The organism is Pseudoxanthobacter sp. M-2, from assembly GCF_046156265.1.
Classification (GTDB): Bacteria; Pseudomonadota; Alphaproteobacteria; order Rhizobiales; family Segnochrobactraceae; genus CAMDHY01.
In genome coordinates, this window is the sequence record NZ_JAWDIR010000033.1 from 77334 (window position 1) to 99767 (window position 22434).

Annotated in this window: 22 protein-coding genes; 4 read left to right on the top strand and 18 right to left on the bottom strand. The window is 71.0% G+C overall.

All coding sequences use genetic code 11. The annotated features are described in order from the left end of the window. Positions 1-228: 228 nt before the first annotated feature. From pnp to RUR49_RS15450, 11 genes are all read right to left on the bottom strand, one after another. Positions 229-2355 (bottom strand): polyribonucleotide nucleotidyltransferase, encoded by a 2127-nt coding sequence (gene pnp / locus RUR49_RS15400; protein ID WP_409147273.1) that lies wholly within the window; start codon positions 2353-2355, stop codon positions 229-231. 270 nt (positions 2356-2625) lie between these two features. Continuing rightward, positions 2626-2895 carry a 30S ribosomal protein S15 gene (gene rpsO, locus RUR49_RS15405; protein ID WP_409147274.1) on the bottom strand — a complete coding sequence of 90 codons (270 nt, stop codon included), beginning with the start codon at positions 2893-2895 and terminating at the stop codon, positions 2626-2628. Between the two features lie 212 nt (positions 2896-3107). After that, positions 3108-3533: a PIN domain-containing protein gene (locus RUR49_RS15410; protein ID WP_409147275.1), complete on the bottom strand. Its 426-nt coding sequence runs from the start codon at positions 3531-3533 to the stop codon at positions 3108-3110. Further along, positions 3530-3784, bottom strand: coding sequence for an AbrB/MazE/SpoVT family DNA-binding domain-containing protein (locus RUR49_RS15415; protein ID WP_409147276.1), 255 nt, complete (start codon positions 3782-3784; stop codon positions 3530-3532). The genes RUR49_RS15410 and RUR49_RS15415 overlap by 4 nt, the downstream gene beginning before the upstream one ends. 61 nt (positions 3785-3845) lie before the next feature. After that, positions 3846-4988 carry a tRNA pseudouridine(55) synthase TruB gene (gene truB / locus RUR49_RS15420; RefSeq protein WP_409147277.1) on the bottom strand — a complete coding sequence of 381 codons (1143 nt, stop codon included), beginning with the start codon at positions 4986-4988 and terminating at the stop codon, positions 3846-3848. Next, positions 4978-5406, bottom strand: coding sequence for a 30S ribosome-binding factor RbfA (rbfA, locus tag RUR49_RS15425; protein WP_409147278.1), 429 nt, complete (start codon positions 5404-5406; stop codon positions 4978-4980). Before rbfA ends, truB begins: the two co-directional genes overlap by 11 nt. A gap of 150 nt (positions 5407-5556) precedes the next feature. Further along, positions 5557-8400, bottom strand: a complete 2844-nt coding sequence (gene infB, locus RUR49_RS15430) for a translation initiation factor IF-2 (RefSeq protein ID WP_409147279.1) — start codon at positions 8398-8400, stop codon at positions 5557-5559. A 296-nt stretch (positions 8401-8696) separates the two neighbouring features. Next, complete coding sequence (locus RUR49_RS15435; protein WP_409147280.1) at positions 8697-9314, bottom strand: RNA-binding protein; 618 nt, start codon at positions 9312-9314, stop codon at positions 8697-8699. Between the two features lie 22 nt (positions 9315-9336). Continuing rightward, positions 9337-10935 carry a transcription termination factor NusA gene (nusA, locus tag RUR49_RS15440; RefSeq protein ID WP_409147281.1) on the bottom strand — a complete coding sequence of 533 codons (1599 nt, stop codon included), beginning with the start codon at positions 10933-10935 and terminating at the stop codon, positions 9337-9339. A gap of 50 nt (positions 10936-10985) precedes the next feature. After that, positions 10986-11621: a ribosome maturation factor RimP gene (gene rimP / locus RUR49_RS15445; protein ID WP_409147677.1), complete on the bottom strand. Its 636-nt coding sequence runs from the start codon at positions 11619-11621 to the stop codon at positions 10986-10988. Positions 11622-11850: 229 nt separating this feature from the next. After that, positions 11851-12759, bottom strand: a complete 909-nt coding sequence (locus RUR49_RS15450) for a LysR substrate-binding domain-containing protein (protein ID WP_409147282.1) — start codon at positions 12757-12759, stop codon at positions 11851-11853. A gap of 116 nt (positions 12760-12875) precedes the next feature. Here RUR49_RS15450 and RUR49_RS15455 point away from each other — a divergent pair, with 116 nt between their 5' ends. Continuing rightward, positions 12876-13112: a hypothetical protein gene (locus tag RUR49_RS15455; protein ID WP_409147283.1), complete on the top strand. Its 237-nt coding sequence runs from the start codon at positions 12876-12878 to the stop codon at positions 13110-13112. Between the two features lie 41 nt (positions 13113-13153). On the opposite strand, the gene nth is transcribed toward RUR49_RS15455, so the two are convergent. Then, positions 13154-13876 (bottom strand): endonuclease III, encoded by a 723-nt coding sequence (gene nth / locus RUR49_RS15460; RefSeq protein ID WP_409147284.1) that lies wholly within the window; start codon positions 13874-13876, stop codon positions 13154-13156. Positions 13877-13925: 49 nt separating this feature from the next. Between nth and RUR49_RS15465 the strand changes: the two genes are divergently transcribed. From RUR49_RS15465 to RUR49_RS15475, 3 genes are all read left to right on the top strand, one after another. Continuing rightward, positions 13926-14432, top strand: coding sequence for a DUF2244 domain-containing protein (locus RUR49_RS15465; protein ID WP_409147285.1), 507 nt, complete (start codon positions 13926-13928; stop codon positions 14430-14432). Positions 14433-14532: 100 nt separating this feature from the next. Continuing rightward, positions 14533-15489, top strand: a complete 957-nt coding sequence (locus RUR49_RS15470; RefSeq protein WP_409147286.1) for a methylated-DNA--[protein]-cysteine S-methyltransferase — start codon at positions 14533-14535, stop codon at positions 15487-15489. A gap of 193 nt (positions 15490-15682) precedes the next feature. Next, complete coding sequence (locus RUR49_RS15475) at positions 15683-16162, top strand: hypothetical protein (protein ID WP_409147287.1); 480 nt, start codon at positions 15683-15685, stop codon at positions 16160-16162. A gap of 57 nt (positions 16163-16219) precedes the next feature. Here RUR49_RS15475 and RUR49_RS15480 read toward each other — a convergent pair whose 3' ends face one another. The 6 genes from RUR49_RS15480 to RUR49_RS15505 all read right to left on the bottom strand — a co-directional run bounded on the left by RUR49_RS15480 (position 16220) and on the right by RUR49_RS15505 (position 22427). Continuing rightward, positions 16220-16627: a hypothetical protein gene (locus RUR49_RS15480; RefSeq protein ID WP_409147288.1), complete on the bottom strand. Its 408-nt coding sequence runs from the start codon at positions 16625-16627 to the stop codon at positions 16220-16222. A gap of 160 nt (positions 16628-16787) precedes the next feature. Then, on the bottom strand, positions 16788-17492 hold the full coding sequence (locus RUR49_RS15485) for a tRNA (guanine(46)-N(7))-methyltransferase TrmB (protein ID WP_409147289.1): 705 nt from the start codon (positions 17490-17492) through the stop codon (positions 16788-16790). A 164-nt stretch (positions 17493-17656) separates the two neighbouring features. Next, the gene (gene metK, locus RUR49_RS15490; protein ID WP_409147290.1) at positions 17657-18829 is read right to left on the bottom strand and encodes a methionine adenosyltransferase; all 1173 of its coding nucleotides are present in this window, start codon (positions 18827-18829) and stop codon (positions 17657-17659) included. 263 nt (positions 18830-19092) lie between these two features. After that, complete coding sequence (locus RUR49_RS15495) at positions 19093-19500, bottom strand: helix-turn-helix domain-containing protein (protein WP_409147291.1); 408 nt, start codon at positions 19498-19500, stop codon at positions 19093-19095. 195 nt (positions 19501-19695) lie between these two features. Further along, on the bottom strand, positions 19696-21336 hold the full coding sequence (lnt, locus tag RUR49_RS15500) for an apolipoprotein N-acyltransferase (protein ID WP_409147292.1): 1641 nt from the start codon (positions 21334-21336) through the stop codon (positions 19696-19698). Then, the gene (locus tag RUR49_RS15505; protein ID WP_409147293.1) at positions 21333-22427 is read right to left on the bottom strand and encodes a hemolysin family protein; all 1095 of its coding nucleotides are present in this window, start codon (positions 22425-22427) and stop codon (positions 21333-21335) included. The genes lnt and RUR49_RS15505 overlap by 4 nt, the downstream gene beginning before the upstream one ends. Between the last annotated feature and the right edge of the window lie 7 nt (positions 22428-22434).

Sequence of the window (22434 nt, forward strand, 5' to 3'; positions counted from 1 at the left end):
AAAGGTCGGCCACCGACCGCCCCGCGACAAGGCCCCGCCCCGTGCCGCACCGTTCACAGAAGTGGCGCCCATGCCACCGAAATGCAGAGCGGCCGGGAATTGCTTCCCGGCCGCTCCAACCATCGGCCAGCCGGTGAGGACCGGCCGACCCGTCGCCGCGGCCGAAGCCGCCCCGGTTCTCTCAAGCCCGGCGGCGAGCCGCCGGGCACTTCTCGTCGCGCCGCCGGCTCAGGCCGCCGGCTGCTCGGAGGCGATCTCCTGGCCGGTCGCCTGGTCGACGACCTTCATCGACAGGCGCACCTTGCCGCGCTCGTCGAAGCCCAAGAGCTTCACCCACACCTTGTCGCCTTCCTTGACGACGTCCTTGACGTTCTGGACGCGCTGGGCGGCGAGCTGGCTGACGTGCACGAGGCCATCGCGCGAGCCGAAGAAGTTCACGAAGGCGCCGAACTCGACGACCTTCACGACCGTGCCCTCGTAGATCTGACCGACTTCCGGATCGGCGGCGATGCCGCGGATCCACGCCAGCGCCGCCTTGATCGCCTTGCCGTCGGAGGAGGCGACCTTGACCGTGCCGTCGTCCTCGACGTTGATCTTGGCACCGGTCTTCTCGACGATCTCGCGGATCACCTTGCCGCCGGTGCCGATCACTTCGCGGATCTTGTCGGTCGGGATCTTGATCACCTCGATGCGCGGGGCGTGCTCGCCGAGCTCCGGACGCGCCTGGGTGATCGCCTTCGCCATCTCGCCGAGGATGTGCAGACGGCCATCCTTGGCCTGGCCGAGGGCGACCTTCATGATCTCCTCGGTGATGCCGTCGATCTTGATGTCCATCTGCAGCGCGGTGATGCCGTTCTCGGTGCCGGCCACCTTGAAGTCCATGTCGCCGAGATGGTCCTCGTCGCCGAGGATGTCGGACAGCACCGCGAAGCGCTCACCTTCCTTGATGAGGCCCATGGCGATGCCGGCCACCGGCTGCTTCAGCGGCACGCCGGCGTCCATCAGGGCGAGCGAGGAGCCGCACACCGTCGCCATCGAGGACGAGCCGTTCGACTCGGTGATCTCGGAGACGAGGCGCAGCGTGTAGGGGAACTCGTGCGGCTGCGGCAGGATCGGGTGGATGGCGCGCCAGGCGAGCTTGCCGTGGCCGATCTCGCGACGGCCGGGCGAGCCCATGCGGCCCGTCTCGCCCACCGAATAGGGCGGGAAGTTGTAGTGCAGCATGAAGTTGGACTTGTAGCTGCCCTCGAGGGCGTCGATCCACTGCTCGTCCTCGCCGGTGCCGAGCGTGGCGACGACCAGCGCCTGGGTCTCGCCGCGGGTGAACAGCGCCGAGCCGTGGGTGCGCGGAAGCACGCCGACCTCCGACAGGATCGGGCGGACCGTCTTCAGGTCGCGGCCGTCGATGCGGGTGCCCTTGTCGAGGATGGCGCCGCGGACGATGTCGGCCTCGACCTTCTTGAAGGCCTCGGAGACGGCCTGCGGCTTCGGCGCGGACGTGTCGCCCTCGACCAGGATGGCCGCCTTCACCTTCGTCTTCGCGGCCTCGATCGCGGCGCGGCGCTCGGCCTTGGCGCGGATGTCGTAGGCGCTCGCGAGCTCGCCGGCGGCGAGCGACTTCACCTTGTCGTAGAGCGCCTTGTCGGCGGCGGCCGGCAGGTCGCGCGGCTCCTTGGCGGCCTTCTCGGCGAGCTGGATGATCGCGTCGATGACCGGCTGGAAGCCCTTGTGGCCGAACATCACGGCGCCGAGCATGACCTCTTCGGAGAGCTCGCGCGCCTCGGACTCGACCATCAGCACGGCGTCGGCGGTGCCGGCGACGATCAGGTCGAGCTCGGAATCGGCGCGGCTGTCGTGCGCCGGATTGAGCACGTACTGGCCGTTCATGTAGGCGACGCGGGCGCCTCCGATCGGGCCCATGAAGGGCACGCCGGAAATCGTCAGGGCGGCGGAGGCCGCGACCATGGCGAGGATGTCGGGATCGTTCTCGAGGTCATGGGCGAGCACGGTGACCAGCACCTGCGTCTCGCACTTGAAGCCCTCGGCGAACAGCGGCCGGATCGGGCGGTCGATCAGGCGGGAGGTGAGTACCTCGTGCTCGCCCGGGCGACCCTCGCGCTTGAAGAAGCCACCGGGGATCTTGCCGGCCGCGAAGGCCTTCTCCTGATAGTGGACGGTGAGCGGGAAGAAGTCGAGGCCGGGCTTTGGCTCGCGCTCGGCGACGACGGTGGCGAGAACGGTCGTCTCGCCGTAGGTCGCGAGCACGGCGCCGTCGGCCTGGCGGGCCATGCGGCCGGTCTCGAGGACGAGCGGGCGCCCGGCCCACTCGATCTCAACGCGCTGGATGTCGAACATGTCGGTCCTTTCGTGCGGCCCGGGGCGGCACGAAAAGCCATGGGCAAGACGGCGAGACCATCGACGCGCGCCGCACCGGCGCTGCGCTTCCGATGGTCCGGCAATCCTGCCCCATGACCTCCCTGCCGAGCGGGCCTCGGTCTGCGGACGACGTCGGCCCCATGCCGTCGCCGTCCCGGGGTGTTGCCCGTCGCGCGCCGGCGGATTCCGGCCGCGCGCAGGGTGGAGGGGCGCGGCGCCGGCCGGTTGGCCCGCCGCCGCGCCGAGGCGTCAGCGGCGCAGGCCGAGGCGCTGGATGAGGCTGGTGTAGCGGGCTTCCTCGGTCTTCTTCAGGTGGTCGAGCAGGCTGCGCCGCTGGCTCACCATCTTCAGGAGGCCGCGGCGGGAGTGGTTGTCCTTGCCGTGCGACTTGAAGTGCTCGGTGAGGTTGGCGATGCGCTCGGAGAGGATCGCGACCTGCACCTCGGGCGAACCCGTATCGTTCTCGCCGCGGGCATAGTCCTTGATGAGCGCCTGCTTGCGCTCTGCCGTGATCGACATCGTGTCACCTTTCGTTGCGCGACCAAGGTCGCTCTGAAGATGCGGCATCGGCCGCCTCGGCTCCGCTTCGGCGGCCAGGCCGGGATGTCGTCCAGCAGGGTCGTTCAAAGGGAACCGCCGCTGCGCCCTGAGGGCGCGCGGCGGCGCGGACTATGGCGAAGTTTGCGGCGAAATTCCAGTGGGAATGGCGGGCGCGGTTGCCGCGGCCGGCCTCACGGCTTCGAAACTGAATCATCCAGCAGCGAAAAGTGTGGGGACCGCGATGCGGCTTGATCGAACGTCCATGTCGTTCGGCACCCCTCGGCGGCATTGACCGTACCGATCAGGTGGTCGGCGAAGTCGCCGGGGCTGGAGCGAAAGACCTGAACCGCGGCCGCGACCGACGTCGCATCCTGGACAATGACATCGGACATCTGCAGCAGCCGTTCGACCAGGCCGGCGATGATCGCATTCTCGTGCTTCACCTTGCGCCGTAGGACCCAGATCGTTTCTGCGAGGACGATCTGATTGATGAAGAAGCGCTCACCGCTGTTCTCGATCAGTTCGATTGCGAGCGCTCTCTGGCGGTCGTTCTGGGTTGCGATGAGAGGGTCGTCAACGACCAAGCGCAGCAGGACGTTGGTGTCGAGCCCGATCACATCGAGTCCGTCGCCATGGCGGCGCGCGCCTCGGCGACCCACGCGTCGATTTCCTCCGGCGTAAACGTCCCGGCGCCACGCAGCACACCCCGGAGGTCGGCGAGCCTGCCGCTTCGCACAGCCAGTTCGTATCGTCCGGCGGCGTTACGGACGAAATCGATCCTGTCACCGGAGCGGACGCCAAGGTCGCGTCTGACGTCCGCCGGGATCGTCACCTGTCCCTTCGACGTGATCTTCGCCGTCGCCGTCATGGCCTTGCTCCTTACCTCCAGAGACAAAGGTAAGGAGACCGATGGCCCCGTCAAGGCGATCTCAGCCCTCGTCGACCTCGACCCGCCGGTGCGTGTCCTGGGCGGCGAGGTGGAAGACGCGGCGGGGGACGAGGGCGCCCTGCTCGACCTCGCCGAGCGCCACCAGCCGGCCGGCGCAGGTGGCGTAGATCGTCTCGCCAAGCGGCGGCAGGTCGCGGCCGCGGACGATGATCGACTGGCCGCGCAGAAGCCGGCTCGCCTCGACGCGGTTGACGTCGAGCTCGAACATCTCGGCGAGCGCCGTGTCGACCGGGAGCATCAGCTCGGGCAGCGGCGGCGCGTCCTCGCGGCCCTCCGCGGAGGCGCGGACCTCGTCGAGGGTGACGAAGTCCTCCTCGTCGAACGGGCCGACGGCGAGGCGGCGCAGCGCCGAAACGTGGCCATAGCAGCCGAGCATGCGGCCGAGGTCGCGGGCGATCGCGCGCACATAAGTGCCCTTGCCGCACTCGGTCTCGAGCTCGAGATGGTCGGCGTCGGGGACGCCGACGACCTCCAGGCTGTCGATCTCGACGATGCGCGACTTCATCTCGATCACCTCGCCCTCGCGGGCGAGGTCGTAGGCGCGCGCGCCGTCGATCTTGATGGCCGAATAGCGCGGCGGCACCTGTTCGACGCGACCGATGAAGGCGGGCAGCGCGGCCTCGACGGCGGCGACGTCCGGCCGCGCGTCGGAGGTGGCGACCACCTTGCCCTCGGCGTCGTCGGTGTCGGTCTCCGCACCCCAGCGGACGGTGAAGCGATAGACCTTGCGGCCCTCGAAGACGTAGGGGACGGTCTTCGTCGCCTCGCCGAAGGCGAGCGGCAGGCAGCCGGAGGCGAGCGGGTCGAGGGTGCCGGCGTGGCCGGCCTTGGCGGCGCCGTAGCAGCGCTTGACGATGCCGAGCGCCTCGGTGGAGGTCAGCCCGATCGGCTTGTCGAGGATCAGCCAGCCGTCGACGATGCGCTTCGGCCGCCTGCGCTGCTCGCGCTTCGGCCGGCGACGGTTCTGTCCGTCCTGGGCGCGGCCCTCGTCAGCCTGTTCGGTCCCGCTCCCAGCGTGCGCCTGCTCGCCTTCGCCGTGGGCAACGGCGTGATCGTCGCCGCCGTCACGCCCGGTCGTGTCGACGTGAGGCTGAGCCCCGGCCGCGGGTTCCTCAACGCTCATCGTCGTCTCCGTCGGCCGGTGCGGCGTCGATGTCGCGGCGGACCGTCGGGTCGCGCAGCAGGCCATCGATGCGGTTGTCGTCGTCGTAGCGGGTGTCGAGGCGGAAGCGCAGCTCCGGCACGAAGCGCAGGCCGGCCTGGCGTCCGACCATGCCCTTCAGCCGGCCGCGCGCGCCCTCGAGCGCCGCGAGCGTCGCCTCGACGTCGCGTCCGCCGAGCGGCATCACCAGCACGGTGGCATTCTTCAGGTCCGGGCTCATGCGCACCTCCGGGATGGTCAGCATCAGCCCGTCGAGGGCCGGCTCGTGGGACGTGCCGCGGGCGAGGATGTCGGCGATCGCATGGCGCACCGCCTCGGCGACGCGCAGCTGGCGCTGGGACGGCATGCCCGCCCCCCGGTCGGAAGATGTCTTTCGCATGGATCCTGATCTCCCGGATCGGCCCCGGACTGGAACCGGGCGGATCCGAAACCTTCGCCCCCGGCGCCGAAGCGGCGGACCGGAAGGCGGCTCGGTGGACGGCGCGCGGACGGCGGACGGCGATCCGGAAGGACCGCCGTCCGAAGCCGATTACAGCGTGCGCGCGATCTGCTCGACGCGGAAGCACTCGATGACGTCGCCGGGACGCATGTCCTGGTAGCCCTCAAACGCCATGCCGCACTCCTGGCCGGCGAGAACCTCGCGGGCATCGTCCTTGAAGCGCTTCAGCTGCGAGAGCTTGCCTTCGTGGATGACGACGCCCTCGCGGATGAGGCGGACCTGGGCGCCGCGCTCGACGGTGCCCTCGGTGACGCGGCAGCCGGCGACCTTGCCCACCTTCGTGACGTCGAAGACCTGCAGGATCTCGGCGTTGCCGAGGAAGGTCTCGCGCCGCTCCGGCGACAAGAGGCCGGACATCGCCGCCTTCACGTCGTCCACGAGGTCGTAGATGACGTTGTAGTAGCGGATCTCGATGCCGTCGCGCTCGGCGAGGTCGCGCGCCTGCTTGTTGGCGCGGACGTTGAAGCCGATGATCGCCGCGTTCGAGGCGTTGGCGAGCGTCACGTCGGACTCGGTGATCGCACCGACGCCCGAGAGCAGCACGCGGGCCGCCACCTCGGAGGTGCCGAGCTTGTCGAGCGCGCCGACGATCGCCTCGACCGAGCCCTGCACGTCGCCCTTGACGAGGAGGGTGAACTCCTTGCGGCCGGTCGACTTCAGCTGGCTCATCATGTCGGCGAGCGACGAGCGCAGGCCCGGCCGCGACGAAGCCTTGTCGCGACGGACGCGCTGGCGGTAGTCGGCGACCTCGCGGGCACGCGCCTCGTTCTCGACGACGGCGAAGCGGTCGCCCGCCTCCGGCGTCGCCTGGAAGCCGAGGACCTCGACCGGCATCGACGGGCCGGCTTCCTTCACCTGCTCGCCACGATCGTTGATGAGGGCGCGCACGCGGCCCCACTCGGCGCCGGCGATCAGCACGTCGCCGGGACGCACGGTGCCACGCTGGACCAGGACGGTGGCAACGGGGCCACGGCCCTTGTCGAGCTTCGCCTCGATGACGATGCCCTCGGCCAGCACCGTCGGGTCGGCGCGCAGCTCGAGAACCTCGGTCTGCAGCAGGATCGCCTCGAGCAGCTTGTCGAGACCGGTCCCCTTCAGCGCCGAGACCTCGATTTCGAGGGTGTCGCCACCCATCGATTCGACGACGATCTCGTGCTGCAGCAGGTCGGTGCGCACCCGCTCCGGGTTGGCGCCCGGCTTGTCCATCTTGTTGATCGCCACGATGATCGGCACGTGGGCCGCCCGCGCGTGGTTGATCGCCTCGATGGTCTGAGGCTTGACGCCGTCGTCCGCCGCCACCACCAGGATGACGATGTCCGTCGCCTTGGCGCCGCGGGCGCGCATCGCCGTGAAGGCGGCGTGGCCGGGGGTGTCGATGAAGGTGATCTTGCCGCCGTTCTTCTCGACCTGGTAGGCGCCGATGTGCTGGGTGATGCCACCCGCCTCGCCGCTCACCACGCTCGTGTTGCGGATGGCGTCGAGCAGCGACGTCTTGCCGTGGTCGACGTGGCCCATGATGGTCACGACCGGCGGACGCGGCGGGCCGTCGCTGTTGTCGGCGATCTCCGAGAACAGGCCGTCCTCGACGTCGGACTCCGACACGCGCTTCACCGTGTGGCCGAGTTCCTCGGCCAGCAGCTGGGCGGTGTCGGCGTCGATGACGTCGGTGATCTTCAGCATCTGCCCCTGCTTCATCAGGAGCTTGATGACGTCGACGCCGCGCTCGGCCATGCGGTTGGCGAGCTCCTGGATGGAGATCGTCTCCGGCAGGATCACCTCGCGGCTGATCTTCTCGCGCGGGCCGGTGTTCATCGCCCGCTTCTGCTTCTCGACGCGCCGGCGCATGGCGGCGAGCGAGCGCGAGCGGCCGTCGTCACCTTCCAGCGCCTTCACGATGGTGAGGCGTGTGCGGCGGCGATCGTCGGTCTTCGGCGCGGGCTTGGCGACGACGGCGCCCTTCGGACGCTTCACCGCCGTCAGTGCCTTCGCCTTGCTCTCGGCCTCGGTCTCGTCGGGCGTCAGCGGCGCACGGCGGGCAGCGGCCACCACCTCGGGAGAGGCGGGCGTCGGCACGGCGACGGGGGCCGGCTCAGGCTCGGGCTCCGGATCCGGGTTGCGGCCGGCGGCGATGTCGGCCGCACGGCGCGCCTCGTTCTCCTGCTGGCGCAGCGCCTCTTCCTCGGCGCGGCGGCGCTCGGCCTCCTCGCGCTCGCGGCGCAGCCGCTCGAGCTCCTCGCGCTCGCGCTTCGCCTCTTCCTCGGCGCGCTTGCGGTCCTCGACCTCGCGCAGGCGGGCCTCGGCGAGCGCCTGGGTGCGGGCGCCGATCTCTTCCTGGGTGAGGGTGCGGTGGACGACGCGGCCGCGCTGGTCGGTCGGCCGCGGCCGCTCGGCCGGCGTCGTCGACATCGGCGCGCGGGTGGAGGCGGTCGGCGCGGACGGAGCCGGCCGGGCCGGGGCCGCAGTCGCCGTCACGGTGGGAGCCGGACGCGGCGCGGCTACTGGTGCAGCGGCCGGGGCAGGCTTCGCGGCGACGGTGGCGGCAGCGGGTGCCGGCGGCGCGGCGACCACCGGCTTGGCGACCGTGACCGGCTTCGGAGCGGCCACCGGGGCGGCAGCGACGGGCGCGGCCGGGCGCGGGGCCTCGACGCGCGGCTCCGGTGCCGGCGCGGCGTCCTCGGTCTGACCGGGCACGTGGCCGGGCTCGCCCGGCAGGGCGATGCGCCGCTTCTTCTTCTCGACCACCACGGCCTTGGTGCGACCGTGGCTGAAGCTCTGGCGGACTGTGCCCTGCTCGACCGACGGCCGGCGCAAGGAGAAGGTCTTCTTGCGCTCGACGCTGAGGGTCTTCTCGCCGTGGTCGTTGGTATCGTTCATGCCGTCTTCAGTCCCGTCGGCGCCCGAGGCACCATCTCGAATTCGTCTCGCGACCCGCCGGCCGCCCGGTGGACGGCCGCGGCGCGGTCGTCCGAAACTTCAGTGCGCGGGTTACTGCCGCGCCGGTACGCCCGGCCTCGCGATCGGCGACGCCCATGCACCGTCCCGGCGCGATCCGCGCCGGTGCCAAGTGGTGGGCGCGAACTGCGCCCCGCCAACGTTCTGGCGCGGGGTCTGCCGCGCCGATGCGCCCGACCGGGCGCCGGCCCCGTTTCGGGGCGCGCCACGAGCAACGCTTACGCGATGTCCGTGATGCTCGGTCCGCGGTAGCGCACAAGCGCAGACGCGCACGCCAGGAAGCCGTTGCCGGCCGGTCCCGCGAGCACCGCAGCATGTATCACATTTGTCAGACCCAATGCCAAACCCATTTGGTCAGACGAGAACAGACGTACAACCGGCAGCCCGTCGGGCGTGCCGAAGCGTCGCACGATGGCCGAGGTGAGCTTGCGGGTGCCGTCCTCGGCCGCGTCGCTCGCCTCCACCAGCATCGCCGCCTCGCCGGACCCGATCGCCGCCTCCACCTTGGTGAAGCCGGTGACGAGCGACCCGGCCTTGCGGGCGAGCGACAGCGCCGACAGTGCCGCCACCTCCATCATTGTCTCGACGCGTCCGGCGAGATCCGGCGCGACCGTGACGCTCTGCTTGAAGCCGCGCGCAAACAGGCGTTTGCGCTCGGCTTCCGCCACCGCCTCCCGCGTCGCCGTCACCCAGACGCCGCGGCCCGGCAGCACCCGCTTCAGATCGGCGACGACCGTGTCGTCGGGCCCGAGCACGAAGCGCACGAGTTCGGCTGTCGGCCGCACCTCGCGGCTGACCAGACACTGTCGCTCCGTCGGCTCGCTGCGGCGCGGCATCCGTCGTGAGGTCCCGTCCGGCTCACGCCTCCGGCTCTTCCCCGGCGGTCTCCTCGGTCTCGGCCTCCACCTCGTCGGCCTCGATCCAGCCGGCCGCCAGACGGGCCTGCATGATGATCTCCTCCGCCTCGGCGCGCGACAGCTCCTGCTCGGTCAGCACGCCGGGGTGGCGGACGACTTCGCCGAGCTTGCGCTCGGTCCAGCCAACGAGGTCGTCGGTGGCGCAGCCGGCGAGGTCCTCGACGGTTTTGATGTCGCCCTTGCCGAACGCCACCAGCATCAGGGTGGTGACGCCAGGGATCGTCTTCAGCTCGTCCTCGACGCCGAGCGCGCGGCGCTCCTCGTCGAGACCGCGCTCGATCTCCTCGAGATAGTCGCGGGCGCGGGCCTGGATCTCTTCCGCCGTGCCCTCGTCGAAGCCCTCGATGGTGGCGATTTCGTTGAGCTCGACGTAGGCGACCTCCTCCACCGAGGTGAAGCCCTCGGCGGCGAGCAGCTGGCCGACCACCTCGTCGACGTTGAGCGCCTCGACGAACAGCTGCGTGCGCTCCAGGAACTCCTTCTGGCGACGCTCGCTCTCCTCCTGCTCGGTGAGGATGTCGATGTCCCAGCCGGTCAGCTGCGAGGCGAGGCGGACGTTCTGGCCGCGACGGCCGATGGCGAGCGACAGCTGGTCGTCCGGCACCACCACCTCGATGCGCTCGGCGTCCTCGTCGAGCACCACCTTGGCGACCTCGGCCGGCTGCAGGGCGTTGACGATGAAGGTGGCGGCGTCGGGGTTCCAGGGGATGATGTCGATCTTCTCGCCCTGCAGCTCCTGCACCACCGCCTGGACGCGGCTGCCGCGCATGCCGACGCAGGCGCCGACCGGGTCGATCGAGGATTCCCGCGAGTAGACGGCGATCTTGGCGCGCGAGCCCGGATCGCGGGCGACCGACTTCACCTCGATGATGCCGTCGTAGATCTCCGGCACTTCCTGGGCGAACAGCTTCGCCATGAACTGCGGATGGGTGCGCGACAGGAAGATCTGCGGCCCGCGCTGCTCGCGGCGGACGTCGTAGACATAGGCGCGGATGCGGTCGCCGGGGCGGAAGGTCTCGCGCGGGATGAGTTCGTCGCGGCGCACGATCGCCTCGCCACGGCCGAGGTCGACGATGACGTTGCCGTACTCGGCGCGCTTGACGGTACCGGAGACGATGTCGCCGATGCGGTCCTTGAACTCGTCGAACTGGCGGTCGCGCTCGGCCTCGCGCACCTTCTGGACGATCACCTGCTTGGCCGACTGGGCGGCGATGCGGCCGAAGTCCATCGGCGGCAGCGGCTCGGCGATGTAGTCGCCGATCTGGGCGGCCGGGTTGCGGGCGCGCGCCTCGGCGAGGTCGATGTCGGTGGCCGGATTCTCGATCTGCTCCAGCACCTGCAGCAGGCGCTGCAGCCGGATCTCGCCGGTGCGCGGGTTGATCTCGGCGCGCACCTCGGTCTCGGAGCCGTAACGCGAGCGCGCCGCCTTCTGGATGGCGTCCTCCATCGCCGCGATGACGATGCCGCGGTCGATCGATTTCTCGCGGGCGACCGCGTCGGCGATCTGCAGGAGCTCGAGGCGGTTGGCGCTGACAGCCATGGCATTTCTCTCCGTGGGGACGTGTCCCTCAGGTGTCTTCTCGGGTGGTCTCAGTCGTCGTCCCGGGTCTTATCCCCGGCTTCGTCCGCCTGGTCCGCCGCCGCCTGCGCCTTGAGGGCGTCGGCGATCAGCGCGTCGGTGAGGACGAGACGTGCCTCGCCGACGTCTTCGAGGTTGAGCCAGACCGGCTCGCCGGGCTCCGCCGGCCTCTGCTTTGCCTTCGCGACGCGGGCACCGGGCTTCGGCGGCGTCTTCACTTCGGGCTCCGGCAACAGCGCGAAACGGCCGCCGTCGAGGCCGCCGAGCACGCCGCGGAAGCGCTTGCGCCCCTCCGGCGTCGCCACCGCGAGCTCGATCTTGGCGACGTGGCCGGCCCAGCGCTCGAAGTCGGAGCGGCGAACCAGCGGCCGGTCGATGCCGGGCGAGGAGACCTCGAGGTGGTAGGCGCGGTCGATCGGGTCGTCGACGTCGAGCGCCGGCGAGACCATGCGGCTCACCTCCTCGCACTCGTCGACACCCATGGTGCCGTCGGCGCGCTCGGCCATGATCTGCAGGGTGCAGCCGTTCTGGCTCGAGACGCGGACGCGAACGAGGCGGAAGCCGAGGTCGACGACGACCGGCTCGACGATCGCGGCGACGCGCGCATCGAGGCCGCGCTCCGTCACCACGCGCGGTTCGCGCAGCAGGTCCGTCAGGGAATCCTGTGTCGCGGCGGCAGTGTCGGTGATGGTGTCCGTCTCAGCCAAGTCGGGCTCCGGTACGGTCCCGTCCGGCTAAGCAAAAAAGAGCGGGTTCCGGGGGCGGAACCCACTCTCCTCCGATCCGATCCGGATCCGAACGAGATGATGGATAACGTCTGCATAGTCGCAAAGTCGTGAAAACACAAGCCGTCCGGCAAATCGGCTCAACGGCGGCTCATGCGCCGGGCATGGACTGCGCGACCGTCGCCTGCGCCTCGGCGATCAGCCAGTCGCGCAGGAAGCGGACGGCCGGCAGGTCGTCGCCGCGGTCGGGGCAGACGACGTAATAGGCGTGGCCGCTCGGCACGATGTCGTCGCACGGCGCCACCAGCCGCCCGGCCGCGAGGTCTTCGCCGATCAGGTTGATGTCGGCGGCGAGCACGCCGCGGCCCGCCTCGGCCGCCCGCAGCGCCATGTCGAGCACGTCGAAGCTCGAGCCGCGCTCGACGTCGAAGCTGCCGCCGGACCAGCCGTCGACGAACATCCGCCAGTCGGCATAGTCCGCCGCACCGTGCAGCAGCGGCAGTCGCGCGAGCGTCGCCGCGGTCCACGGACGGGGATTGGCGAGGAGCAGCGACGGCGCGCAAACCGGCGTCAGTTGCTCGACCATCAGCAGGGATGCCTCCTCCTCGGGAAACGCCCCGCGCCCGACGCGGATGCCGACGTCGTGCTCGACGTCGTCCGGCTGCATGTTGTGCCAGAGGATGTCGACGTGCAGCCGCACCTCCGGATGCGCCGCCTCGAAGCGGTGCAGCCGCGGCCACAGCCAGCGCACGCCGATCGAGGGCAGTGCGCGGAGCCTGAGCGAGTTCTTCTCGCGCGTCAGCCGCTCGATCGTCTCGCCGATGCGTTCGAACGAGGCCGACAGCGCCGCTGCGAGGGTCCGCCCGGCCGGGGTGATGGCGACGCCGCGATGGACGCGGCGCACCAGCGGCAGGCCGAGTTCGTCCTCCAGGGTGCGCAAATGGCGGCTGACGGCGCTCTGGGTGACGTGCAGCTCATCGGCCGCCCGCGTCACGCTGGCGAGCCGGGCCGTCGCTTCGAAGGCCCTGAGCGCCGTCAGCGAAGGCAGCCGTTTCGCCATCGAAACTTCTCCGCTTTCATCATGAGTTTTCCGCACGTTTGCGGTGCGAACTACTCGTTTGTGGGAGCTCGGGCCGCCGCCTACATACAATCCGAAATCCAATCGGAACACCAATCATGATGTCAGCTCATCTTTCCAACCCCCCCGCCCGCGCCCTCGCGGACGCCGTCTCGGCCCTGCTCGACGATGTCGGCCGCCATGGCGGCGGTGTGATCTCGACGTGGTCGGAGCGCACCCGTCTGCGCCGCGAACTCGGTCGCCTGCTCGACACTGACCCCCGTCTCGTCGCGGACGCCGGCCTGGACGTCGCCTGGGCCGCCCGCGAGATCCAGAAGCCGTTCTGGCGCGCCTGAGCGGGCCGGACTGCGCTGACCCGAACGTCGCCGCCGGGCCGTCAGGCGGCGACGGGGAGCTTCTTCTCGGGGCTCTTGCAGAGATCGGCGATGCGGCAGTTGCCGCACTTCGGGCCACGCGCCACGCAGGTGTAGCGGCCGTGCAGGATCAGCCAGTGGTGGGCGTGCTGCAGGGAGGCCGGCGGCACGATCTCCATCAGCCGCGCCTCCACCTCGTCGGGCGTCCGGCCGGGCGCGAGGCCGAGGCGGTTGCCGATGCGGAAGATGTGCGTGTCGACGGCGATCGTCGGCTCGCCGAAGGCGACGTTCAGCACCACGTTGGCGGTCTTGCGGCCGACCCCCGGCAGCGCCTCGAGCGCGGCGCGGTCGTGCGGAACCTCGCCGCCGTGCTCCTCGACCAGCCGGCGTGACAGCGCGACGACGTTCTTCGCCTTGTTGCGGAAGAGCCCGATCGTCCGGATCAGCTCCGTGACCCGCTCCTCGCCCAGCGCCACCATCGCTTCCGGCGTGTCGGCGAGGGCGAACAGCCCGCGCGTCGCCTTGTTGACGCCGGCATCCGTCGCCTGCGCCGACAGCACCACCGCCACCAGCAGCGTGAACGGGTTCGAGTATTCGAGCTCCGTCTGCGGCTCCGGGTCGGCGGCGGCGAGGCGGGCGAAGATCGCCTCCACCTCGGCGGGCGAATAGAGTTTCGCAGCGCGGCGCTTGCGCGGTCCCGCCGCGCCCGGTGCGCGCTTTGTCGCTGCCTGCTTTGCAATCCCCATGGCCCCTCTATACTCGCGGCTCATGCGCAACGACAACGAGGCGATGGACATGCCGGACGGCGCTCAGCCGCAGCCGGCCGCGCGCCCGGAGTTCCATGCGGTGCTGACGCCGCACCGCTCGCTCGGGCCGAACGGCTTCCTGTTCGTCATGGCGCTCGTCGGCGCCGTCTGCTTCGTCGGCGGCGCAGCCTTCATGGCGATGGGCGCCTGGCCGGTGGTCGGCTTCTTCGGGCTCGACGTCCTGATCGTCTGGGCCGCCTTCCGCGCCAACTACCGCGCCGCCCGCGCCTATGAGGAGATCCGCCTCGGCGACGGCGCGCTGTTGATCCGCCGCGTCACCGCCAGCGGCAAGGCGAGCGAGATCCGCCTCGATCCCTACTGGGCCCGCCTCGTCGTCGACCGCGTCGAGGACGAGGGCGTCGTCGGCCTCGCGCTCACCTCCCACGGCCAGCGCCACGACATCGGCGCCTTCCTAGATCCCGAGGCGCGCGAGAGCTTCGCCAGGGCGCTCGGGGCGGCGCTCGGGGCCGTGCGCAGCGGACGCGCGCTCGCCTGAACGCGCCCCCGCCGGGTGTGCCGGGCGGGGTGTCGGGAATCGGGTGGTGGCGGGAGGGGCGCGCGAATAGCGTGCAGGCGTCGTCCGGAGGATTCGCGTCATGACCCTGTCGATCGCAGCGCCCGAGCCCGTCGCGGCAGCCGAGTTGATCCTGCCCGGCTGCGACCTCGCCGTGCCGTGCGCGCCGCCTCCGGACGACTACGCCGTGGTGCGCGCGGCGATCGCCTATCTCTCCGCGCAATGGCGCGACCAGCCGGACCTGAAGGCGATCGCCCAGGCGGTCGGCGTCACGCCGGTGAAGATCGAGCGCACCTTCCGCCGCTGGGCCGGCCTCAGCCCGAAACAGTTCCTGCAGGCGCTGACGCTCGACAACGCCCGCCGGATGCTGAAGGCCGACGCCAGCGTGCTCGACACCACCTACGAGCTCGGCCTCTCCGGCCCGGCGCGGCTGCACGACCTGTTCGTCACCCACGAGGCGATGACGCCGGGGGCCTTCCGGGTCGGCGGCGAGGGCCTCGTCATCCGCTGGGGCTGGCACGCCTCGCCGTTCGGCCGCTCGCTGGTGATGATCACCGACCGCGGCCTCTGCGGCATCGCCTTCTCCGACAACGCCGAGGGCGACCGCCGCGCCTTCGCCGACATGGCCTCGCGCTGGCCGCGGGCGGCCTATGTCGAGGACTTCGGGGCGACACTGCCCTATGCGACGCGCATCTTCGACCGCGAGCGCTGGCGGCCGGACACGCCGCTCAGGATCGTGCTGATCGGCTCGGACTTCGAGGTCTGCGTCTGGGAGACGCTCCTGAAGGTGCCGTTCGCCGCCGCCACCACCTATTCCGACGTCGCCGCCCACATCGGCCGGCCGACGGCGGCGCGCGCGGTCGGCGGCGCCGTCGGGCGAAACCCGCTCTCCTTCGTGGTCCCCTGTCACCGCGTGCTCGGCAAGAGCGGCGACCTCACCGGCTACCACTGGGGCCTCACCCGCAAGCGGGCGATCCTCGGCTGGGAGGCGGGCATCGCCGGCATCGCCGAGGAGGAGCCGGCAGCCGCCCGCCGCTGAGGCGGACGGCCTTCCAGCCAATCATCCGGCGCGCGGCAAGCGCTGCCGCCGGAACGTGCGCGCCGCACACCGACCCTTAACGGATCGCCGGCGATAGACGGCGGCGCAACCGCCGGCTGCAGCCGGCGTTTTCGTCATCGGCGCGCCGCGCCACCGCCCGGCGCCCGCCGGGCGCATCCGACGAGGGTTCTCCATGCACCGGTTCCGAACGTTCACCGCCACCGCGGCGCTCGCCGCCGTCCTCGCCACCGGACTGGCCGCCGGCGTGTCGGCTCCCGCCCTCGCCGCCGAGCCCGGCTACAAGGCGCTGGAGTTCACCCAGTATTCCAACCAGTCCGGCTTCGAGTTCGCGATCCCCAAGGACGACGTGCCGGTGCGCATCGACATCGCCGCCCGCATCGACGGCAAGCCGGTCGGCGGCAGCATGGTGTTCTCGGCGCTGGTCACCCGCGACCGCTATTCCGGCGCGATCTCCTGGGTCGGCACCGACAGCGACGGCAACGTCAAGGCCGGCAACACAACCGCCGGCGACCGCGTGCTCGCCCGCCTCAGCGGCCCGGACGGCGAGAACTACGCCATCCTGCGCATCGCCGGCGGCAGGAAGCTGAAGGTCGTGCAGCAGGGCGGCGCCAGCGGCTCGAAGGGAACGTACTTCGTCCGCATCTGGTACTGAGGCGGGACGGCTGAAGCGTCGGCGGCACCCTTGCCGCCGCACGCTCCGCCCGCTGAGCTACGGCCGCTCTTCCAGCGCGAAGCGCAGGAGGTCGATGCGCTCACCCTTCCTGCCTTTCAGCGAGATCAGCCGGCTCTTCGGATCGAGCTTGCCCGAGACGTCGAATTTCTGCTTGCCGACGAGTTGGCTGTCGAAGGTGAGCTTGCCGGAGATGCGGCAGTCCCGGCTGATGTGCAGCCGGCCGCTGACGATCTTGACGGGCAGAATGACGACGCCCGTGCAGATGCTGTTGTCGAGGCGGCCGTCGTTCTGGGCGATGTAGATCGTGCAGTGGTCGGCCAGCTTGGTGCCGAGGGTGGACGAGCCGGTCCACACGCCCCTCAGCATGCGCAGGTCGCAGCGCGCCGCCTCCGCCACGCTCACAGACGCCGTCAGCGCGATCGCAGCGATCGCGGCCGTCCTCACCAGCCATGTCATTGGGCAGACCTTTCGCGCACGCGCGTCCCGACGGGGGTCCGGCGGCGGCGGCACAGGCGTGACGGCATCAGTAGCCGATTTTCACGGGCCGCACGGAAAGATTGAGGGCGGCGGAATTGCCCGAGCGGCACCCTCGGCCCGTCCGCCCCTATCGCCGCACGAACCTGAGATACGCTGGCGGCCGGCCCTCGCGCAGCGCCTTCGCCTCGTAGCGGGTGCCGGGCCAGCCGGCCCAGGGGCGGCGCCAGTCGTCGGCCGTCTCCGCCATCCAGCGGAAGGCGCCGTGGTCGCGCACGTGCTGGAGCGTCCAGTCGACATAGGTGTCGATGTCGCTCGCGAAGCGGAACTCGGCGCCCGGCTTCGTCACCCGCGCCAGCCGGTCGAGGGTGTCGGCGGAGACGAAGCGGCGCTTCCAGTGGCGCTTCTTCGGCCACGGGTCGGGATAGAGCAGGTAGACGCGATCGAGGGAGGCGTCCGGCAGCCAGTCGAGCACGGCGACGGCGTCGTCCGGGTGGAGGCGGATCGTATCGATGCCGCGATGGCCGATCTCCGACAGCGCCTTCGCCATGCCGGTGACGAAGGGCTCGCAGCCGATGAAGCCGGTGTCGGGCTCGGTGGCGGCGAGGTTGAGCAGGTGCTCGCCGCCGCCGAAGCCGATCTCCAGGAAGACGCGGGAGACGGGGCGGGGGAACAGCGTCGCGAGGTCCGAGGGCGCGGGCGCGGCGAGGTCGAGCCTGAGCGCCGGCAGCAGCGTCTGCGTGACGTCGGCCTGGCGGGGCTTCAGGGGACGGCCCTTGCGGCGGCCATAAAAGGCGCCGGCGCGGGGGGCCGCGCCGGCGTGATCGTCGTTCATCGTCGTCTCTTTCGGCGCTCGGCGGACGGTGGGGCCGCCGGTCGCGACTGGGTCAGGCGGCGAGGGTCAGGCGATCAAGATCAGGCACCCGCGTCGCGGAGCGCGCAATCAAACAACCGCGTCGCGGAGTGCGCAATCAGGCAACTGCGTCGCGGAGCGCGCAATCAGGCGACTGCGTCGCGCAGGGCGTGGACGAGGTCCATCTTCTCCCACGAGAAGCCGCCGTCGGCTTCGGGCTGCCGGCCGAAGTGGCCATAGGCGGAGGTGCGGGCGTAGATCGGCTTGTTGAGGCCGAGGTGCTCGCGGATGCCGCGCGGCGTCAGGTTCATCACCTCGCGGGCCGCCTTCTCGATCTTCGCCTCTTCCACCTTGCCGGTGCCGTGCAGGTCGACATAGACGGCCAGCGGCTCGGCGACGCCGATGGCGTAGGCGAGCTGGATCGTGCAGCGGTCGGCGAGGTCGGCGGCGACGACGTTCTTGGCGAGGTAGCGCGCGGCGTAGGCGGCCGAGCGGTCGACCTTCGTCGGGTCCTTGCCGGAGAAGGCGCCGCCGCCATGCGGGGCGGCCCCGCCGTAGGTGTCGACGATGATCTTGCGGCCGGTCAGGCCGCAGTCGCCGTCAGGACCGCCGATGACGAACTTGCCGGTCGGGTTGACGTGCCACTTCGTCTCCTTGCCGGTCCAGCCTTCCGGCAGGGCCGCGACGATGTAGGGCTCGACGATGGCGCGCACGTCGGCCGACGAGAGGTTCTCGTCGAGGTGCTGGGTGGACAGCACGATCTGGGTGGCGCGCACCGGCCGGCCATTCTCGTAGGCGACCGTCACCTGGCTCTTGGCGTCCGGGCCGAGCGCCGGCTCGCGGCCGGACTTGCGGACCTCGGCCAGCACTTTCAGGATCTTGTGGGCGTAGTAGATCGGCGCCGGCATCAGGTCCGGCGTCTCGCGGCAGGCATAGCCGAACATGATGCCCTGGTCGCCGGCACCCTCGTCCTTGTTGCCGGCGGCATCGACGCCCTGGGCGATGTCGGCCGACTGCGCGTGCAGGTGCACGGCGATGTCGGCGGTCTTCCAGTGGAAGCCGTCCTGCTCGTAGCCGATGTCGCGGATGGCGAGCCGGGCGAGGTGGGCGAGATAGTCGCCGGTGATCGTCTCCGGCCCGCGCACTTCGCCGGCGATGACGACACGATTGGTGGTGGCGAGCGTCTCGCAGGCGACACGCGCTTCCGGCATCTCGGCGAGGAACGCGTCGACGACGGTATCCGAGATGCGGTCGCAGACCTTGTCCGGATGACCCTCGGAAACGGATTCGCTCGTAAACAGATAGTTCGGACGGGACACGGCGAGCAGCTCCCCCGCGATTGCTGACGGCGTTCGAGCCGCGCCGGTGGCGCGCCGAAACACGGGCACCACACAGACGCGGCGCCACCCGTCCAATAGATCAACCGCGGGAGGCGTTCAAGTCGGATATAAAGCTATCTTTATATCTTGAACTCCCGCCGACGTGCCGGCGGCAGGCCGGACGCGCAGGCGAGCGCCTGTCCCCGTCGCCCGCCTGGCGGCCGACGGAAGCGGAAAGACCCTATGGACGGGAGACGGGCGCCCTAGCTGGCGTCGGCGACCGACTCGACGAGGTCGACGATGCGGCGGCGCACCTGCGGGCTCTTGATGCGCACGAAGGCGCGGTTGAGCGCGAGACCCTCGGTAGAGGTGAGGAAGCTCGTGACATAGGCACCGGGCCGATCCTCGGCGAAGCCCGCGGGCGTGTCGCTCGGCGTCGTCGGGGCATCCTCGAAGAAGTAGGCGACCGGGACCTGCATCACCGTGGCGATGTGCTGGAGGCGGCTCGCCCCGATGCGGTTGGTGCCCTTCTCGTACTTCTGGATCTGCTGGAAAGTGATTCCCAGGCTTTCCCCGAGCTTTTCCTGGCTCATCCCGAGCATCATGCGGCGCATGCGGACGCGACTGCCGACGTGCGTATCGATCGGGTTGGGGGACTTCTTGCTGGCCATGTGGAACAGATCCTCAGAATACGTGCAGAGACCGCGCACGACACGTGCGCAGTCGACCCTGCCGTCCCGACGCCTATCCTAGGCCCGCAGACCCGCTCCCCCCTCGCCGAGCAGGCGCCCTTCGGTGACCCCTATCCTGTTGCGGAGCCACCGTCGTGCGGAGGGATAATGTTCCCGCTTCGCCTTGCAAGTCAATCAGAGCTTGCGGAGACGGCGGCTCGCCAGCGCCGCTGCGACGACCGCGCTCGCGAGCAGAAACGGCCAGTCACCGGTGCGCGCGTAGAGCGGCGGCGCGACGGCGACGGGCAGCCCCGCCTCCAGCACGCCCCGCGTGCCGAGCGGCAGCGACGAAACCACGCGCCCGTATGGGTCGACCACCGCCGAAATGCCGGTGTTGGCGGCGCGCACAAGCGGCAGCCCCTCCTCGACGGCGCGCAGCCGGGCCTGGCGGAAGTGCTGGTAGGGGCCGGGGGTGTCGCCGAACCAGGCGTCGTTGGTGACGTTGAGGATCCACGCCGGCCGCGCCCCCTCCCCCAGCACCTGACCGGGGAAGATCGCCTCGTAGCAGACGAGCGGCACGAAGGGCGGCACGGCGCCGCCGAGCGCCATCGAGGCCCGGCTGGTGCCGGCGGCAAAGCCCCCGGGCAGGTAGGCGACCGGCACGATGCCGAGGCGGCCGAGGGTGTCCTGGAAGGGCAGGAACTCGCCGAACGGGACGAGCTTGACCTTGTCGTAAAAGGCCCGCGTCGCGCCGGTCTCGTCGATCGCCAGAACGGAATTATAGATCGGCGGGGTCGCGTCGGGAGCGGCCCGATCGACCCCCGCCCGCCCTGCGCCGGCGATCAGCCAGCCGCCGGGCGGCAGTTCGGCCATCACCGACTGCAGGGCGAGCGGCGAGCGCTCGAGCAGAAAGGGCACGGAGGATTCCGGCCAGATCGCGAGCCGCGTCACCCCCGGGGGCGGCGGCGGCGCGCCGGTCAGCCCGAGCAGGGTGTCGAAGATCATCCAGCGGTTCTCCGGCACCCACTTCTCGCTCTGGTCGATCGCCGGCTGGACGATGCGCAGGGCGAGACCGGGGACCTCGCCGACGGCAGCGGCGGCGAGGCGCTGGTGGCCCCACAGCGCCAGACCGCCGAAGCCGGCCGCCGCGACGACCGCGAGCACCACGGCGCCGCGGCGGGTGCCGGCAGGGCCGAGGAAGGCGGCGGGGGCTGCGAAGATCGCGACCGTCAGCGGCGCGAGGCCGTAGGCACCGACGAGGGCGGCCGACTGCATCAGCGCATCGCCGGCGGCGAACGCCGTGCCGAGGCCGTTCCACGGAAAGCCGGTGAGGACGTGGCCGCGCAGCCATTCGGCGAGCCCGATCGCCACCGCGAGCGACAGCACCCGCGGCGCGCCCGGCCACCAGGCGAGCGCGGCGAGCATCGTCGCCAGCGCATAGAACAGCGCGAGCCCCGCGGGCAGCGCCGTCACGGCGAACGGCAGCGCCCAGGCGAAGGTCTCGGCCTCCACCAGGAAGGCGGCGCCGACCCACCACAGCCCGGAAAACAGCGCGCCGAAGCCGAACCACCAGCCGACCGCGGCGGCCGCTCTGAGCCGCCGGACGCCGTCGGGCGCCGCGATCAGGGCGGCGTCGAGCGCCACCACCAGAGCCGGCAGCGCCACGAAGAGGATCGCCAGCAGATCGAAGGGGGCCTGGGCCAGCGCCGTCGCGGCGCCGGCCACCGCCGCCACCGCGAAGCGGACGAAGGCTGGGCGGGCGGCGAGACGCGTCGCCAGCCGCCCGGCGCCGAACCGATCCGATGCCGCGGCCGGGTCCGGTGACGTCGGGGTCACGCCTCGGCCGGAGCCGCCACGTCGCTGCCCCGGCGGCCGCCGCGGCGGCGCGCGTCGGAGCGGCCGTCCGGCCGGCGCCGGGCGATCTTCAGGCGGCGGATGCGGCGGGTATCGGCATCGAGCACCTCGAACTCGAAGCCCGGCAGTGCCTGCGGCGAGATCAGTTCGCCGCGCACCGGGATGCGGCCGAGTATGGCGAACACCAGTCCGCCGACGGTGTCGACTTCCTCCGACATCTCGCCGGGGTCGAAGTCGGGGCCGATCGCCGCCTGCACCGCCTCGAGGTCGACGCGGGCGTCGGCGATCCAGGCGCCTTCGCCGGCCGGCGTGATCGTCGCCTCGTCGTCGTCAACGTCGTGCTCGTCCTCAATGTCGCCGACGACGGTCTCCACGAGGTCCTCCAGCGAGACGAGGCCGTCGGTACCACCGTACTCGTCGATGACGAGGGCCATCTGCACGCGCGCCGACTGCATCTTCGCCATCAGGTCGGTGGCCGGCATCGACGGCGGCACGAACAGCACCGGTCGCACCAGCTTCGTCGCCGACAGCGGGCGGGACAGGTCGACCCGCGCGAGGTCGAAGCGCGTGCCGCCGCTGGCGGCCTCCGAGGCGTCCTCGGGCGGCAGGGTCGCCAGCGCGACCATCTTCGCCGTCACGTCCTTGATCAGCACCATGCCGATCGGGTCGTCGAGCGTCTCCCGGTAGACCGGCAGGCGCGAATGGCCGGAAGCGCTGAAGGTCGTGAGTAGCTCGGCGATCGACGTGTCGGCCTCGACCGCCTGGATGTCGGCGCGCGGCACCATGACGTCGTCGACGCGAACCTCGCGCAGCCGCAGGATGTTCTGCAGCAGCACACGCTCGCGCGGCGTGAAGGTGGTGGGATCGCCGAGATCGTCGGCCAGCGCGCTGGCGAGATCCTCGCGCAGCGAACCGCCACCGCGGCGCGCCAGGGCGGACCGAAGACGCGCCAGCCAGCCGTCGCGGCGGGCCGGCTGGTCGGGGGCCGCGCCCGCCGGAGGGGCGGGCGGCGGGGGTGCGCTCGTCGCGACCGGGAGACCGGCCGCGGCGCTACTCGATGGGTCTTCCGTCATGCCTCTG